General features: G+C 47.4%; 10 protein-coding genes. 6 read left to right on the top strand and 4 right to left on the bottom strand.

From position 1 onward, the window contains the following. Window positions 1-11 precede the first annotated feature (11 nt). Together HPS53_RS08360 and HPS53_RS08365 are read left to right on the top strand one after the other, a co-directional pair. The gene (locus HPS53_RS08360) at window positions 12-1,550 is read left to right on the top strand and encodes a ComEC/Rec2 family competence protein (protein WP_172205601.1); all 1,539 of its coding nucleotides are present in this window, start codon (window positions 12-14) and stop codon (window positions 1,548-1,550) included. A gap of 594 nt (window positions 1,551-2,144) precedes the next feature. After that, the gene (locus HPS53_RS08365) at window positions 2,145-3,572 is read left to right on the top strand and encodes a tetratricopeptide repeat protein (RefSeq protein WP_172205603.1); all 1,428 of its coding nucleotides are present in this window, start codon (window positions 2,145-2,147) and stop codon (window positions 3,570-3,572) included. 357 nt (window positions 3,573-3,929) lie between these two features. Here HPS53_RS08365 and HPS53_RS08375 read toward each other — a convergent pair whose 3' ends face one another. From HPS53_RS08375 to HPS53_RS08390, 4 genes are all read right to left on the bottom strand, one after another. Beyond that, window positions 3,930-4,328 carry an FKBP-type peptidyl-prolyl cis-trans isomerase gene (locus HPS53_RS08375; protein WP_104368462.1) on the bottom strand — a complete coding sequence of 133 codons (399 nt, stop codon included), beginning with the start codon at window positions 4,326-4,328 and terminating at the stop codon, window positions 3,930-3,932. A 10-nt stretch (window positions 4,329-4,338) separates the two neighbouring features. Next, window positions 4,339-4,752 (bottom strand): secondary thiamine-phosphate synthase enzyme YjbQ, encoded by a 414-nt coding sequence (locus tag HPS53_RS08380; protein WP_104368463.1) that lies wholly within the window; start codon window positions 4,750-4,752, stop codon window positions 4,339-4,341. A 107-nt stretch (window positions 4,753-4,859) separates the two neighbouring features. Beyond that, window positions 4,860-7,709 (bottom strand): excinuclease ABC subunit UvrA, encoded by a 2,850-nt coding sequence (uvrA, locus tag HPS53_RS08385; protein ID WP_172205607.1) that lies wholly within the window; start codon window positions 7,707-7,709, stop codon window positions 4,860-4,862. 63 nt (window positions 7,710-7,772) lie between these two features. Further along, window positions 7,773-8,453, bottom strand: a complete 681-nt coding sequence (locus HPS53_RS08390) for a gliding motility-associated C-terminal domain-containing protein (RefSeq protein WP_172205609.1) — start codon at window positions 8,451-8,453, stop codon at window positions 7,773-7,775. 693 nt (window positions 8,454-9,146) lie between these two features. Here HPS53_RS08390 and HPS53_RS08395 point away from each other — a divergent pair. The 4 genes from HPS53_RS08395 to HPS53_RS08410 all read left to right on the top strand — a co-directional run bounded on the left by HPS53_RS08395 (window position 9,147) and on the right by HPS53_RS08410 (window position 16,626). Next, the gene (locus tag HPS53_RS08395; protein ID WP_104368466.1) at window positions 9,147-10,745 is read left to right on the top strand and encodes a CTP synthase; all 1,599 of its coding nucleotides are present in this window, start codon (window positions 9,147-9,149) and stop codon (window positions 10,743-10,745) included. A 9-nt stretch (window positions 10,746-10,754) separates the two neighbouring features. After that, complete coding sequence (yidC, locus tag HPS53_RS08400) at window positions 10,755-12,644, top strand: membrane protein insertase YidC (RefSeq protein ID WP_172205611.1); 1,890 nt, start codon at window positions 10,755-10,757, stop codon at window positions 12,642-12,644. A gap of 65 nt (window positions 12,645-12,709) precedes the next feature. After that, the gene (locus HPS53_RS08405; protein ID WP_172205613.1) at window positions 12,710-14,875 is read left to right on the top strand and encodes a S9 family peptidase; all 2,166 of its coding nucleotides are present in this window, start codon (window positions 12,710-12,712) and stop codon (window positions 14,873-14,875) included. 95 nt (window positions 14,876-14,970) lie between these two features. After that, the gene (locus HPS53_RS08410) at window positions 14,971-16,626 is read left to right on the top strand and encodes an MFS transporter (RefSeq protein ID WP_172205615.1); all 1,656 of its coding nucleotides are present in this window, start codon (window positions 14,971-14,973) and stop codon (window positions 16,624-16,626) included. The last annotated feature ends 22 nt before the right edge of the window (window positions 16,627-16,648 follow it).

A 16,648-nucleotide genomic window follows, 5' to 3' on the forward strand; every position in this document is an offset into this window, starting at 1 on the left:
CGGTCTGTATAATGAAGAATAATGGTGTCTTTGCCTTATACCCGTTCGTTCCTGTTGCCGTGAGTTTTGTTTCAGGGCTTGTAGCGGGTGATATTTCTTTTCCTTTTGTAGCTCTTTCCGTGTGGATTGCAGCCGCTTGTCTTTCTTTTCTTCTTTGTCTGCTTTCCGTTAGGCATCCTGTCGCTCAGAGTCTTTTCATCGTTTTGCTATTTTTCATGTTTGGCGGTGTCTGTATGATGATTGCTAAGCAGAAACCTCGCGTGTCTCTTTCCGATGAAAAGTCAGTGTATGAGTCTGTGGTTGCGAGCGAACCTGTGGAGCGAGGCAAGACGTTGCGTTTTGAGGCCATAATCACTTCGGGGCGGTTGACAGGTAAGAAAATAGTGATTTCACTAATGAAAGATACTGTTGAGCGCCGTTACAGTGCGCTGTCGGTAAATGTCGGGTTTGTGTTTGCTTCGCGATTGAAACTTCCGGCCAATTATTCCGGATCTCGTTTCGACTATGCGGCCTATTTGGAGCGTAACGGTGTGGACGCCACCGCTTTTGTCTATTATCGTGATTGGTGCCCGGCTCCGGTCGATATGGGCGGTCTGTCTGTTTTTCAGCGTGCCCGTCTTGCTTTTCTCAAATATCGGCATTCTCTTATTTCCGCTTATCGTGAACTTGGATTGGACGGGCAGACCTTTGCCGTTGCCGCAGCGATGACACTCGGACATAAGTCTGAGCTATCCGCCGATATTCGAGATGCATATTCGGTTACGGGAGTATCCCATGTACTTGCCCTTTCGGGAATGCATCTCGGCATAATCTACATGCTTCTGACCCTACTTTCTCTACGTCGTGGTCCGTCTTTGTTACGAGAGATATTGATTATTACGGCAGTCTGGTCATACGTTTTCATGGTCGGAATGCCGGTATCGGTAGTCCGTGCCGCAACCATGATCACTGTCTATTCCATTGTCGGACTTTCCGGTCGTGAACGGATGTCGGTCAATGTGCTTGCCTTTACAGCCATGCTGATGCTTACTGTCAATCCTCTGATTATATATGATGTAGGCTTTCAACTCTCGTTTGTTTCCCTTGCGGGCATCTTGGTTTTATGTCCGTTTGCTTCCCGCTTTGTCTCTTCAGAGTTTAGGATGAGCCATCCTGTAGCGACCGGAGTATGGCAGATTGTGGTAGTCTCTTTCGTGGCCCAGCTTGCCACAGCTCCTCTTGTGGCGTTCTATTTCGGTCGGTTGCCGCTCGTCTCCCTCTTTGCCAATATCATTGCCGTTCCGGCCTTGACACTTATTCTTTACCTTTCCGTTGTCATGATATTCTCTTTTTTCATTCCGTCTGTCAGCGGTTTGTTCGCCTTTCTGCTTTCGATTGTCGTCTCATCGCTCAATCATGTCCTCGTTTTTCTCTCTTCGTTGCCGTTTGCCTCGGTTGAGGGCATATCGTTGACAGTGCCTCAGGTATGTGCCGTATATGTTTTCATTATTTCTCTGCTTGCCGTAATCAAGATATTGTTTAAAAAGTCTTTTACAGACCGTTTGTTTTAAAATATCCACATGGCTAAATAGCAAAATTGAGAGTAATATGCTTAATAGACAGAAACGGTACGTCTGGTTTAATTGGCAGGAAAAATCCTGCGCATGCATATACTATGCCTTCTTGTAAGGTTTGATGAAATGCAGAAACAAATGCTTGCCAGCGGAAGACTTTAGGAGTATGCAGTAGAACTTTATTTGTAGTAATACAAGCGCAGACTCTTTATTGGATGGGTGGTATCCCAAGTGTTGAAATATCCAAATACAAGGTAAAGTTAGTTCTTACTATCGTAGCAAAGACTCTTTTCTTATTTGTTTAAAGAACATTTATAATAGTTATAGCTGAGATTACGCCCCCATGAAGCAAAGGAAAAAGCAAGTGGTAAATTGTAAATGTTAAAAATTGACCGGTTTAATGAAAAAGTGGGTAGTATCATTGTTGGTATACTTTACTTTTGCTATATTTGCTTTACAAGTGATACAATTAAAGAAAAACAGCCAAGTCAGTTGTTGGCATCACATTGAGTTTTGTGAAGAAACAAAAAGACACGGTTAACATAATCTGAACCTTTCAAGCGTTAGCAATCAAATAAGTAAAATAGAATTATGGACAAAGAACTAAAACAGCAGATTGACAGTTGGACAAATGCCGACGAACATCAGAATGTAATTGATACATTAGAAAAAATTTCTCCTTCCAAAAGAAATTTTGAAGAAACCGGATTGTTGGCACGAGCTTACAATTATATTGGCAAGTATGAGACAGCATTAGCATTGCTCGAATCAACCCTGGACGAGGGTGCGCAAGACACCAATTGGAATTTTCGTATGGGCTACGCCCTCTACAACCTGGGCAGGATAAAGGAAGCGCTGTCTTATTTCACAAAAGCCAATGAATTGACGCCTGATGATGAAGATACAATCGATTTTATTCGTTGCTGCAATAAGGAAATGCCGTTCAAGAACCGTGTTGACGCTTTTTGGCAATGGTTTTTGCAGAATGAGGCGGAACTTTCGAGGATTGTAGAAAAGCGTAGCGAATATGATGCCGATGATATAATCAGATTTATTACCCAAGGTACTGATTTGATAACAGAAAATGTGTATTTCAATATTGGTGGCGGTTATGAATTTACATTTTCCATAGAAGGAAACAGCCATTTATTCTATCTCTATCCTTATCTTATATCCCGAATGCCTGAAAAGCTGAAAGGGAAGTGGCGGTTTTTCCCCTATAACCAAGGAACGGATAATTCTTTCGCTTTTCAGATGTACGGAGTTGAAGTTGACATGTCAGAAGTGCATGTGGCAGTCGGTTATTGTGAGGAGCAGAATGATTTTACCGTTTCGTTTTATGAGAAGAATTTGTGTGCATTGCCTGAAGACCAAAGTTACAATGCTTTCTACATTATGTTGGAAACGATGTTGGGTGAAGGGCTTTCTTACCAGTATATTTCAGAGGTTAAGCGTATGGATAAAACGGGAAAAGGAATGTTTCCCCTCCCGGCTCTCCGTAGATATATCACAGAAACATTAAAAGATAATGGCAAGAAAGTGTTTGATAATCCGCAGGAAGTTTTTGCTTCTTATCGATTGGAACCACAGGAAAATGAAGAGTTGCGGTATGATGTAGTTGCAGGAAGCACCTGTTTCTACGGATTGGTTTCTCAATATTACCAGAACGATACCGAATTATTCGATAATATGAACCAATTCGGAGCGCAGGCAGTATTTCTTGCTTTTCCATACGAAAGCAATGATGAGGAGCAAAAAGAAGTTATGAAGTTCCGGTATGATTTGGAAGACAGGATAGAAAGAGAAGTTCTAAAACCGGAAGGATTGGGACTTTTATTGGGAGGTGCAACGGGAACCGAATGCCATTATATGGACTTTCTATTGTATGATGTTCGTGCTTTTATGGAAAAGGTAGTACCGGTGTTGCATGAGTATCCGCAATATTCGTTTTATCTTTCCGATTTCCGCCAGCATTGCAGGCTAATAAAATTGTCTAAATCAGAAGAGGATAATTGCTGACAAACGAAACTGCGAAATAGATCTTGAAGATAAGTATAGATGTAGTGTGGAGAACAGGCGGGAATACTGTTGGAGCCGGCAGGTATCCAAATGCCATTCGAAAGCTTGTCCAGTATGTTATAATAGATTTCTCATCACACGAAAATCGGGATTTCTCATTTTATGATCAAGGCGCTGGCACATTCTTTCTTGCAATGTGCAGCGCCTTGATTGTCATGTTTTACGAAAAAAAATGAAATCCTTTTTCCCTATTATATCGTCTTTACATGGTGCTTGTTTGGATTGTTTTTTCGTTAATGCGTCACGTGTATTTCGGAATAGCTTGCCGGGCTTATGCCGGCTGTTCGGCATCCAAGATTATGAGATACCGATAAGCTCAATTTCGAATATGAGCGTGGAGCCGGCGGGTATTCCCGGCTGTGAGAATTTGCCATAACCCATTTCGGCAGGAATGTATACCTCCCATTTGTCGCCGACCACCATCTGCCGCATAGCTGTTATCCAGCCCTTGATAAGGTCACTGAGTCTGAATGCAGGCGGGGTTCCTCCGAGGCTGCTGTCAAATTTCTTACCGTTGATGGTGCGTCCGGTGTAGTGCACCGTCACGATATTTTGTGGCGTAGGGTGTGTTCCAGTCGGGTCGCCGCTTGCCATCACCTTGTAGTATATGCCTTTGCCAAGAGCCTTCACACCCTCTTCCTTTGCCTTTTCGGCCAGCCAGTTTTTATTGGCCGTCATGTATTCGCGCTTGTTCATGTCTTTGTCTTTATTCGTAAACGGTTGCTGTTATACGTCTTTCTCCGCCATAATCGCGAAACTCGCATAGATAGATACCTTGCCATGTGCCGAGATTAAGTTTGCCGTCGGTTATCGGTATGTTGACGCTCACGCCGAAAAGACTGCTTTTAGCGTGTGCAGGCATGTCGTCCGCGCCTTCAAACGTATGGTCGTAATATGGTTCGTTTTCCTTTACCATGTGATTGAGTATTTTCTCCATATCACTTCTTACGTCGGGATCCGCGTTCTCGTTGATTGTCAGTGCGCACGATGTGTGTTTTACGAAGAGGTTGAGCAGTCCGGCTTTCGGCAGTGGGTGTGGCAGGTTTCTTATGATCTCTTGTGTCACGAGATGACATCCGCGCCGCTTTGCTGTGAGTCGGAATTCTGTTTGCCGTATCATGATTTTTCGGGTGTTGATGTTTTGTTGTATGTTATTGTCTGTTATAGCCTGCGGATATTTGAGTTTGCAGGCGACGAGGAGAGTTTTCGCTTTATGTTCTGTGATTTTTATTTAAGCTCCTCTTTCAGGAAGCGTGGCGTATGTCCTTTCTTACTCTTCGCCACCACTTCCGGCGTGCCGGTCGTGAGCACAAGTCCGCCGCCTCGTCCGCCTTCCGGCCCCATGTCAATGATGTGGTCGGCGAGTTTTATCACGTCGAGGTTATGCTCTATTATCACCACGGTATTGCCCCTGTCCACGAGTTTGTTGAGTACTTCCATAAGTATTCTGATATCCTCAAAGTGCAGTCCGGTTGTCGGTTCATCGAGAATATACAGTGTCTTTCCTGTGTCTTTCTTGCTCAGTTCGGTGGCAAGTTTCACGCGTTGGCTCTCACCGCCCGACAGGGTTGTCGACGGTTGTCCGAGTTTTATGTATCCGAGACCGACATCCTGTATCGTCTTTATCTTGCGCAGTATGTCTGGCACGTTCTCGAAAAACTCCACAGCCTGGTTTATCGTCATGTCAAGTACATCGGCAATGCTTTTCCCCTTGTAGCGCACTTCAAGTGTCTCACGGTTGTATCGTTTGCCGTGGCACACCTCGCACGGAACCATTACATCCGGAAGGAAGTTCATTTCGATTGTCTTGTATCCGTTTCCACCACATGCCTCGCAACGTCCGCCTTTTACGTTGAATGAGAAACGGCCCGGTTTGTATCCCCTGATCTTGGCTTCCGGCAGATTGACAAACAGTGATCGTATGTCGCTGAACACCCCCGTATATGTTGCCGGGTTCGAGCGTGGGGTGCGTCCGAGCGGACTTTGGTCCACGTCTACAACCTTGTCTATGTTTTCCAGTCCTTCGATGCTCTTGTATGGCATGGGCTTTTTCAGCGAGCGATAGAAGTGCTGGCTCAGAATTGGCTGCAGAGTCTCGTTTATCAGGGTGGATTTTCCCGATCCGCTGACACCGGTCACGAGTATTAGTTTGCCCAATGGAAACTCCACATCAACGTTTTTCAGGTTGTTGCCGGAGGCTCCACGTATGATGATGCTCTTTCCGTTGCCTTCCCTTCGCTTTTCCGGTACTTCTATTTTGAGTTTGCCTCCGAGGTATCGGGCAGTGAGGGAGGGTAGTGGTGTAGTCTCCGATAGGTCGGTCATGTTCAGTATCTCTTCCGGTTTCCCTTGGAATACCACTTCGCCGCCCTTGCGTCCGGCCTTTGGTCCTATGTCAATGAGATAGTCTGCGCTCATCATCATGTCCTTGTCGTGCTCTACCACTATTACCGTGTTGCCTATGTCGCGCAGTTCTTTCAGTGATTTTATAAGCCGGTCGTTGTCCCGTTGGTGCAGTCCTATGCTCGGCTCATCGAGGATATACAGTACGTTCACGAGCTGAGAGCCTATCTGCGTGGCCAGTCTGATACGCTGGCTCTCTCCTCCCGATAGTGTCGCCGAGCGACGGTTGAGCGACAGATAGTCGAGACCTACTTCAAGCAGGAAGTCGATCCTTGTCTTGATCTCTTTCAATATCTCGACCGCAATCTGCCGCTGCTGGTTGTCAAGGTGCTCTTCCACCTGGTCGAGCCAGCGGCGCAGTTCGGCTATGTCCATCTCGGCAAGCTCCGCTATGTTCTTGTCCCATATCCTGTAAGACAGGGCTTCGCGGTTAAGTTTCCTGCCGTCGCATTCCGGACATGTGCACACTGCGAGAAACTGATCTGCCCATTTCTGCATCTTTGGAGAGTCGTCGCTGTCCATTACGCTTTTAAGATATTTCACTACGCCGTCGAACGCCACAAAATAGTCGCTCGACGTATGTACCAGCGATTTGTCTATTCTTATGTTTTCAAGCGAGCCGTACAGTATTTCGCTCAAGGCTTCGTCGGGAATATCGGCCACGACAGTCTTTATATCGCAGTCGTATTTACGCAGAATGGCGTCTATCTGCCAGAATATCATCTGGTTCTTGTATTTTCCCAACGGCACGATGGCTCCGGCGTGTATGCTTGTTTGGCGGTCGGGGATGACTTTTCCCAAATCTATCTCGTTGATGATGCCGAGTCCTTTGCAGCGTTGGCATGCGCCTTGGGGTGAGTTGAACGAGAAATTGTTTGGTGCAGGGTCGCTGTATGAAATTCCGGTTGTGGGGCACATCAGTCTTTTGGAGAAGTGCTTCACCGTCTCTGTTTCCTTGTCGAGAATCATTATAAGCCCTTCGCCCTGCTTCATTGCCGTGGCGACGCTCTTTTTCAGTCGCTCGTCGTCTTTCTCCCTGACCTGCAATTTATCTATTACCACTTCTATGTCGTGGTTCTTGTAGCGGTCGGTCTTCATGCCACGGGTTATCTCTTTCACCTCGCCGTCAACTCTTGCGTGCAGGTATCCCTTGCGACGCATGCTCTCAAACAGTTCCCTGTAATGTCCCTTGCGGCTGCGCACAAGGGGCGCCAGTATGAGTATTCGCTTGCCGTCGTAGTCCTGTTTTATCATTTCGAGCACCTTCTCTTCTGTATATTTCACCATCGGTTCGCCCGTGGCATAGCTGTAAGCACGTCCGGCCCTGGCGAAGAGCAGGCGCAGAAAGTCGTATATCTCTGTCGTGGTGCCCACAGTGGAACGTGGGTTCTTGTTGGTTGTCTTCTGCTCTATGCTTATCACCGGGCTTAGCCCCGTTATCTTGTCGACGTCAGGCCGTTCCATTCCTCCGAGGAAATTGCGTGCGTATGCCGAGAAAGTCTCTATATATCTACGTTGTCCTTCAGCGAAGATGGTGTCGAAAGCCAGCGACGATTTACCCGAGCCGGACAGTCCTGTGATTACGGTAAGACTGTTTCTCGGTATTTCAACGTCTATGTTTTTCAGATTGTTGGCTCTCGCGCCCCATACGTTTATCTTCTCGTCTTCTTTCATTATGATATCAGTTACAATACATTGTCTTCATGCGTGAATGAAATCCGTGTAGTTATGAGGGTGCTATTCGCCCGAAAACCCTTCGGTATAGTCTCTGAGCAGGTTCACGTCGCGCTTGATGTTATATTCTGTGCCGTCCGCTCCCTTTGCTTTCACCAGAACGAAATACACTCCGGCTTTGACGGGCTTGCCGCCGTGCGTGCCGTCCCATCCTCCGTCTATGTCGCTCCACTCATACAGTTTCTGTCCCCAGCGGTTGAATATATACGCCTTGAACTCCACGATGCTTTTGTGGTTGTCTTTGGCCTTGTATATATCGTTGATGCCGTCGCCGTTCGGTGAGAATGCGTTAGGCATCTCGAGCAGGCTTGTGCTTATGCTTACCCTTATGGTTGATATGAGTTCCGGGTCGTTTCCGTCTCCGTACGACACGTAGAGTGATACGGCCGTGACTCCCGACTCGCGAAATTCGAACTCGGTGTTCTCTTCATATCTTGTGATGTATGGATCGGTGCTTCCGTCTTTCACAAACTTCCATTCATACGACGGAACCGTTCCCTCGTCGATGTTCGAGGGATTGGCTTTGAATGTCACCTTTAAAGGAGCCTGTGCGTCGTTTATGGTTTCGCTCTCTTCAAAGTCGTCCCCGTCTACGGTGTAGTAGGCTTTCGGTTCAAAATCTGCCCATGCCGCGGCCGGCAACAGGAGTATCAGCGATAAAACAAAATAAAGTTTTATTTTCATACGGTGAATATAAATTAATGTGCAAATTTAGCGAATAATGTTGATTTATCTGTTCTTTTCGTTGTTTTTGTTTGCTCGGGATTACTATTTTTGCGGTTTTTAGGGATGTCGCTTTTACCTACTGATTTTGTTTTGGGCATATCCGTGACACAGTTTACAGATATACGTGTGGCTGTCAAAAAATCGTACAACAAGCCTCTCATAGCTCGCTTGTTTCAAAAAAGACAATTGTCCGGTCTGAAAAATCCGAGCATTTGGAGGTTTTTGTTAAGTCGTTGTATGTGAGGACGTTATCTTTCTTGTGCTGAAATGAGGCCTTTCCTGAAAACCCAAAACGATACCAAATGGCTTGCATTTGGCATCCCGTTGTAATGCGTTTGGCGGCGTTTCACAATGCAACGGGATACTAAACGCGTTCCAACGGGATACCGAATGCGGCGAAAAACAGGTCTTACGGTTATAAAACGGTTTCTCATCCATCGTTTCGTATCGTGTTGTGTATCGTTAAATCGTTCTGGTTTGAAAATTTCGGCGGGTATAAAAATCAGCAAGTTTTCTTTACAAAAGGCAAGGCGTTATAATTGTGTGGGAATTAAAATAATACCTAATCCTTGTCTTTTCAATATTTTTTAGTAATTTTGCACCTTGTATAATTTGATTAATAGGAATTTGAAATCATAAAAAATAAACATTGTGGCAGAAACAAAGTACATCTTCGTCACCGGCGGTGTGGTATCATCGCTTGGCAAAGGCATTATCTCATCGTCGATAGGAAAGCTGCTTCAGGCAAGGGGGTACAACATCACCATCCAGAAGTTTGACCCATACATCAACATCGACCCGGGTACGCTAAACCCATACGAGCACGGCGAGTGCTACGTCACCGTAGACGGAATGGAGACCGACCTCGACCTCGGACACTACGAGCGGTTCACCGGTATCCAGACCACCAAGGCCAACTCGCTCACCACAGGCCGGATATACAAGGCCGTGATAGACAAGGAGCGTCGCGGAGACTATCTCGGAAAAACGATACAGGTGGTACCCCACATCACCAATGAGATAAAGCGTAACGTGAAGTTGCTCGGAGAGAAATATCACTATGACTTTGTAATCACGGAGATCGGCGGTACGATCGGTGATATAGAGAGCATGCCGTTCCTCGAGGCCATCCGCCAGATGAAATGGGAACTGGGACACAATGCCGTTTGCGTGCATCTCACTTACGTGCCATATCTGAAAGCGGCGGGAGAGTTGAAGACCAAGCCCACCCAGCACTCTGTGAAAGAATTGCAGAGTGTTGGAATACAGCCCGATGTGCTTGTGCTCCGCACCGAGAAACATCTCAATGAGGATATATTGAAAAAAGTGGCGTCGTTCTGTAACGTAGACATGGACTGCGTGGTGCAGAGCGAGGACCTGCCGTCTATATACGAGGTTCCTGTGAACATGCAGAAGCAGGGGCTCGACACGGCTATCATGCGCAAGCTCGGCATGGAAATCGGCGAGACACCGACGCTCGGTCCGTGGCGCAACTTCCTTGAGCGCCGCAACAACGCCACAAAGGAGGTACACATTGGATTGGTTGGCAAATATGACTTGCAGGACGCATATAAGAGCATACGCGAGAGCCTGTCGCAGGCAGGAACATACAACGACCTCAAAACGGTGCTCACGTTCATTAACTCGGAGACACTCACCGATGAGAACGTGGCCGAGAAACTGGCCGGACAAGATGGAATAATGATCTGCCCCGGATTCGGACAGCGAGGTATCGAAGGCAAGATCGTAGCTGCCAGATATACGCGCACTCACAACATACCGACATTCGGAATATGCCTCGGTATGCAGATGATGGTCATCGAGTTTGCACGCAATGTGCTCGGATATGCCGATGCCAACAGCCGTGAGATGGACGGGAAGACCACCCACAACGTGATTGACATCATGGAAGAGCAGAAGAACATTACCGACATGGGCGGCACCATGCGTCTCGGCGCTTACGAATGCGTGCTCCGTCAAGGGTCGAGAGCGTTCGATATATACAAGGCGGAACATATCCAGGAGCGTCACCGCCACCGCTATGAGTTCAACGGCACGTATCAGGTGGAGTATGAGCGCAACGGCATGCAGTGCGTGGGGCGCAACCCGGAGAGTGACCTTGTGGAGATTGTCGAGATACCCGGCCTTAAATGGTATATAGGAACACAGTTCCATCCGGAATATCAGAGCACTGTGCTGAAACCGCACCCGCTGTTCCTCGACTTTATCAAAACGGCAGCCAACAAATAGAGACACAGGATGAACAAGAACAATATCATAGGATTTGTGCTGATGGGATTGGTGCTGATAGGATTCAGCTGGTATAATCAACCCACGGAAGAGCAGATAGCCGCTCAGCGCAGGCAGGATTCAATATCCGCCGCAATGAAGAAAAAGGCTGAAGAGGACAGAAAGATAGCGGAGGTCACAGGCAAGGCACAGGCTCTCACAGCTGCCCAAAACGACACCACGTCGCTTTTTTATCCGTCGTTGGTGGGTAAGAACGAGCAGGTGACACTGAAAAACAGTAAAATAGAACTGACTCTCGATACCAAGGGCGGTACGCTGAGTAAGGCAAAAATACTGAACTTCAAAGACCGTAGCGGAGCGAAAGACGTGACATTGTTTGACCGCGGCGATCAAAGCATGAATTTCATGATGGCCGGAAAGACGACGAACATCGTTACCGGTGACCTTTATTTCACGCCGTCAGACATAACAGACTCTACCGTCACCATGACCGCTCAGGCATCTAACGGAGGGGCGGTGATAATAAGATACGCCCTCGGCGCTGATTATATGCTCCGCATGTATGTTCAGGCAAAGGGATTGGCTGGTGTTTTCGCACCCAATTACAGGGAGATGGACATAGAGTGGGGTGAGAAATGCCGCCAACAGGAGAAAGGGTTCACGTTTGAGAACCGTTATGCAACGCTTACATATAAAGAAAAAGGCGGCGGAACGGACTATCTCAGCGAGACATCGGAGGAGATAGACGAGAAGATTGATGAGCCGCTCGACTGGGTGGCGTTCAAGAACCAGTTTTTCAGTGCGGTGCTTATAGCCCGTGACGATATTGCCGCCAATTCGCTACTTACGAGTATTCCGCAGGAAAAAGGCTCCGGATATCTGAAGCAATATAACGCTAAGCTGAAGACCGCTTTCGACCCTACGGGTGCGAGGCCTACTGAGTTTGAAATGTTTATCGGTCCCAATGACTTCCGGTTATTGCAGGAAGTGGAAGAGGAGAGCACTTTCGGAAAAGACCTTGAGTTGCAACAACTCGTATATCTGGGATGGCCTCTGTTCAGGATTATCAACCGTTGGTTCACTCTTTATGTTTTCGACTGGCTCACAGGCTTCGGCTTCAATATGGGTATCGTGCTCATATTGATAACCATGCTTCTCAAACTTCTAACTTACCCGATGGTGAAGAAGACATATCTGAACTCGGCGAAGATGCGTGTCCTTAAACCGAAACTCGACGAGGCGACCAAGCAATACGACAAACCTGAGGATCAGATGATGAAACAGCAGGCGATGATGGCTCTCTATTCGAAATACGGTGTGAGTCCGCTTTCGGGATGTTTGCCAATGCTTATTCAGATGCCTATCTGGATCGCCATGTTCAATTTTGTGCCTAATGCCATTCAGTTGCGCGGACATCGTTTTATGTGGATAGACGATCTGTCGACATACGATCCCATATTTGAGTGGAATACCAATATATGGCTTATCGGAGACCATATCAGTCTTACCTGTATCTTGTTCTGTCTGGCCAATATAGTATATTCCGTCATGACGATGCGCCAGCAGCGTGACCAGATGGTCGGCCAGCAAGCCGAGCAGATGAAGATGATGCAATGGATGATGTATCTCATGCCTGTGATGTTCTTCTTCATGTTTAACGACTATTCCGCAGGCCTTAACTTCTATTACTTCATATCGTTGTTTTTCAGCGCGGCTATCATGTGGGCTTTGCGCAAGACCACAAACGATGCCAGACTGTTGGAAATTCTTGAAGCGAAGTATAAGGAAAACCAGAATAACCCGAAAAAGACGAGCGGACTGGCGGCACGTCTTGAAGCGATGCAGCGCCAGGCCGCTGAAATCCAGAAGATGCAGCAACAGCAGCGTAACAAGCGGTAAACAGGTATCATGTGTTCCCTTTCCGGCTTTTTGCGGAAGGGAACACTTTATTATAATAACGTGTAATGAGAGTATTCGCAACCTTATTTGCAGCCGCGGTATTGATGGTACCGGCTGGCAATCTAAAAGCACAGGACGCCGTGAATATAGGCAAAAACAATATCACGCTGAAAAGCGACTTGATGACTCCCGAGGCTCTGTGGGCCATGGGACGCATCGGAGCGGCCGAGGCCTCACCGAACGGAAAAAAGATAGTATACCAGGTGGGATATTACAGTGTGGCGGAGAACAAGAGCCATCAGGTACTTTGTCTGATAGATGCCAATGGCAAGAATAACAGGCAACTGACAACAGGCAGCGGAAACGAGACGGATGCTTCCTGGATAGAGAATGGCAAGCGCATAGCATTTCTGGCCGGAGGAAACATCTGGGCGATGAATGCCGACGGAACCGCACGCGTTCAACTGACAACCACCGGAGATATCGAGGGATATAAGTTCTCGCCAGACGGCAAGAAGGTAATACTTGTGAAGTCGATGCCGTTTAACGAGATCATAAAGAAAAATCCCGACGATCTTCCAAAGGCTTCCGGACGTCGCGTGACCGACCTGATGTATCGCCACTGGGATCATTATGTGGAGAGCATACAGCATCCTTATGTCGCCGATGTAACCGAAAATGGAATAACCGGAGGTGCGGATATATTGAATGGTGAGCCTTTCGAGTGTCCGATGGAGCCGTTCGGAGGGATGGAGCAGATTGCATGGAGCGTTGATTCGAAGTCTATAGCTTATACATGCCGCAAGAAAACGGGACGTGACTATGCGATATCCACCGATTCAGACATATACCTTTATAATGTAGAGACCGGCGCGACAAAGAACTTATGCAAGGAAGACGGATACGAACCGGTGGTCGTGGACGCGACCAAGACAATGAAGGCACAACGCGTCAACAGCGAGGAAAATCTCAAAAACAATCCCGGGTATGATACGAACCCACAGTTCTCGCCCGATGGTAAGTATGTTGCGTGGCAGAGTATGGCCCGCGACGGATATGAGGCAGACCGTAACCGGCTCTGTGTCTACGAACTGACTACTGGTGAAAAGACATACGTTACGGAGTCTTTTGATTCCAATGTGGATGCGTTCTGTTGGAATAAAGACTCGAAGACCCTGTATTTCACAGGTGTATGGCATGGTTGCGTGAACATTTACCAGACCGGTCTGAATGGCGAGGTCAGTCAGTTGACGAATGACTGGGCAGACGTGGTGTCGCTCTCTATGGCTAACGACGGTGACAGATTGCTTGCTTTGCGGCAGAGCCTGTCAGCCCCGACTGATATATATATAGTCAATCCGCATAAGGAGAAAAAGAAAACGGAGATAAGGAGAATTACTTTCGAGAACAAACATATAACAGAGCAGCTTGCGTTCGGCAAGGTGCAGCAGCGTTGGACGAAGACTACGGACGGCAAGGATATGCTTTACTGGATCGTATTGCCGGCTGATTTCGACCCTTCCAAGAAATATCCGACATTGCTTTTCTGTGAGGGAGGTCCTCAAAGTCCGGTCAGTCAGTTTTGGGGTTACAGGTGGAACTTCCAGATAATGGCTGCCAACGGCTATGTGATTATCGCTCCCAACCGCCGCGGACTGCCGGGATTTGGCAGCGAGTGGAACGAACAGATAAGCGGAGACTGGACAGGGCAATGTATGAGCGACTATCTGTCGGCTATCGACGATGCTGCCGCCAATCTGCCGTTCGTGGATAAAGGGCGCATGGGAGCGGTTGGAGCAAGTTTTGGCGGATTCAGCGTCTATTATCTTGCCGGGCATCATGACAAACGTTTCAAGTGCTTCATATCGCATGACGGGGCTTTCAATCTTGAATCTATGTACACCGACACGGAGGAAGCATGGTTCAGCAACTGGGAGTATGAGGATGCTTTCTGGAACAAGACACTGACCGATGCCGCCAGGCGGACATACGAAAACTCGCCGCATAAGTTTGTGGATAAGTGGGACACGCCTATACTCTGTATCCATGGTGAGTTGGATTATCGCATCAACTACAATCAGGGCATGGGTGCTTTCAATGCCGCCCGTATGCGCGGTATACCGGCCGAACTGCTTATATTCCCCGATGAGAACCACTGGGTATTGAAGCCCCAGAACGGAGTACTGTGGCAAAGGACATTCTTCAACTGGCTCGACCGTTGGCTTAAATAAATACGGATTATAATAAATACCGTTGTTGGCTTTTTAGTCTTACGGTATTAAAGTGCGAAAAAATATAGAAGTATATATAAAAACATAGTAGGAAAATGACTGAAAACATTAAAACAACACTCAGAGACTCTGCCGCCATACGCTGGATGGTGCTCATGTTTCTTGCTTTTGCCATGTTTTGTTCATACATATTCATGGACATTCTCTCTCCGATAAAAGACCTTATGCAGTCCACACGTGGCTGGGATTCCACAGCTTTCGGCACGATGCAAGGGTCGGAGACATTCCTTAACGTATTTGTTTTCTTCCTGATATTCGCCGGAATCATTCTCGACAAGATGGGAGTGCGCTTTACCGCCGTGTTGTCGGGACTGGTGATGCTCATCGGAGCCACCATAAACTGGTATGCGGTGACAGACAGTTTCATTGGAAGCGGTCTTGAAACATGGTTCAATAACAATCTTAATTATATTCCCGGATTTGACGAACTCGGTATATCTCCGTTCTATCTCGGTATGCCGGCATCGGCAAAGTTTGCCGCCGTGGGTTTCATGGTATTCGGTTGCGGTTGTGAAATGGCCGGAATTACGGTGTCGAGAGGTATCGTAAAATGGTTCAAGGGACGTGAAATGGCTCTCGCCATGGGTTCGGAAATGGCTCTTGCGCGTCTCGGTGTCGCTACATGTATGATATTCTCACCGGTGTTTGCGAGACTCGGAGGCGATATCGATGTTTCCCGCAGTGTGGCTTTCGGAGTTGTTCTGCTGATGATAGCCCTCATAATGTTCATTGTTTATTTCTTCATGGACAAGAAACTCGATGCCCAAACCGGTGAGGCGGAAGAAAAAGACGATCCGTTCAAGGTCAGCGATCTCGGCAAAATATTGTCGAGCAGCGGCTTTTGGCTCGTAGCGTTGCTTTGTGTTCTCTATTACTCGGCAATCTTCCCGTTCCAGAAGTATGCGGTAAACATGCTTCAATGCAACCTTACGTTTACCGAGGTTGACCCCGAATCGTTCTGGGCCGGTACCGCGGTTACGGTGATACAATATGTTATAATGCTCATTGTGGCAGCGGCTTCTTTCGCAAGCAATTTCTCAAAGAGGAAAGAAATGAAATACGGGCTGCTTGTGGTAGCCGTTGCGGCGTTGGTCGTTTTCTGTTATATGGGCTATATGAGACAGAGTGCAGAGACCGTATTTGCCGTGTTCCCGATTCTTGCCGTGGGTATCACACCTATTCTCGGAAACTATGTGGATCATAAGGGCAAGGCGGCTTCGATGCTTGTTCTCGGTTCAGTTTTGCTTATAGCATGCCACCTTACGTTTGCTTTTGTGCTTCCCATGTTCAAGGGTAGCGGCGTTGGCGGTATAATGATTTCATATCTTACAATTCTTGTTCTCGGTGCGTCATTCTCGCTTGTTCCGGCTTCTTTGTGGCCGAGCGTGCCAAAGTTGGTCGACGCAAAGATTATAGGTAGTGCCTATGCGCTTATCTTCTGGATTCAGAATATCGGTCTTTGGCTCTTCCCGATGCTTATAGGTAAGGTACTCGACAGCACCAATCCTCAGCTTGTGTCTGACTTGCGGAACGGTGTGATTACTCCCGAGCAGGCAGCTGTATCTTATGATTACACAGCGCCTTTGGTGATGCTGGCATGTCTCGGAGTGGCTGCTCTTGTGCTTGGCTTTATATTGAAAGCCGTGGATAAAAAGAAAGGGCTCGGTCTTGAAGAGCCGAATATAAAATAACTGGTTGTTTGATACGGATAGG

The organism is Prevotella sp. PTAC (assembly GCF_013166535.1).
Classification (GTDB): domain Bacteria; phylum Bacteroidota; class Bacteroidia; order Bacteroidales; family Bacteroidaceae; genus Prevotella.

What these genes read in the sequence shown, in the direction of transcription:
- HPS53_RS08360 (WP_172205601.1), top strand. Translation starts at nt 12, where the DNA reads ATGAAGAATAATGGTGTCTTTGCCTTATACCCGTTCGTTCCTGTTGCC.
- HPS53_RS08365 (WP_172205603.1), top strand. Translation starts at nt 2,145, where the DNA reads ATGGACAAAGAACTAAAACAGCAGATTGACAGTTGGACAAATGCCGAC.
- HPS53_RS08375 (WP_104368462.1), bottom strand. Translation starts at nt 4,328, where the DNA reads ATGAACAAGCGCGAATACATGACGGCCAATAAAAACTGGCTGGCCGAA.
- HPS53_RS08380 (WP_104368463.1), bottom strand. Translation starts at nt 4,752, where the DNA reads ATGATACGGCAAACAGAATTCCGACTCACAGCAAAGCGGCGCGGATGT.
- uvrA (WP_172205607.1), bottom strand. Translation starts at nt 7,709, where the DNA reads ATGAAAGAAGACGAGAAGATAAACGTATGGGGCGCGAGAGCCAACAAT.
- HPS53_RS08390 (WP_172205609.1), bottom strand. Translation starts at nt 8,453, where the DNA reads ATGAAAATAAAACTTTATTTTGTTTTATCGCTGATACTCCTGTTGCCG.
- yidC (WP_172205611.1), top strand. Translation starts at nt 10,755, where the DNA reads ATGAACAAGAACAATATCATAGGATTTGTGCTGATGGGATTGGTGCTG.
- HPS53_RS08405 (WP_172205613.1), top strand. Translation starts at nt 12,710, where the DNA reads ATGAGAGTATTCGCAACCTTATTTGCAGCCGCGGTATTGATGGTACCG.
- HPS53_RS08410 (WP_172205615.1), top strand. Translation starts at nt 14,971, where the DNA reads ATGACTGAAAACATTAAAACAACACTCAGAGACTCTGCCGCCATACGC.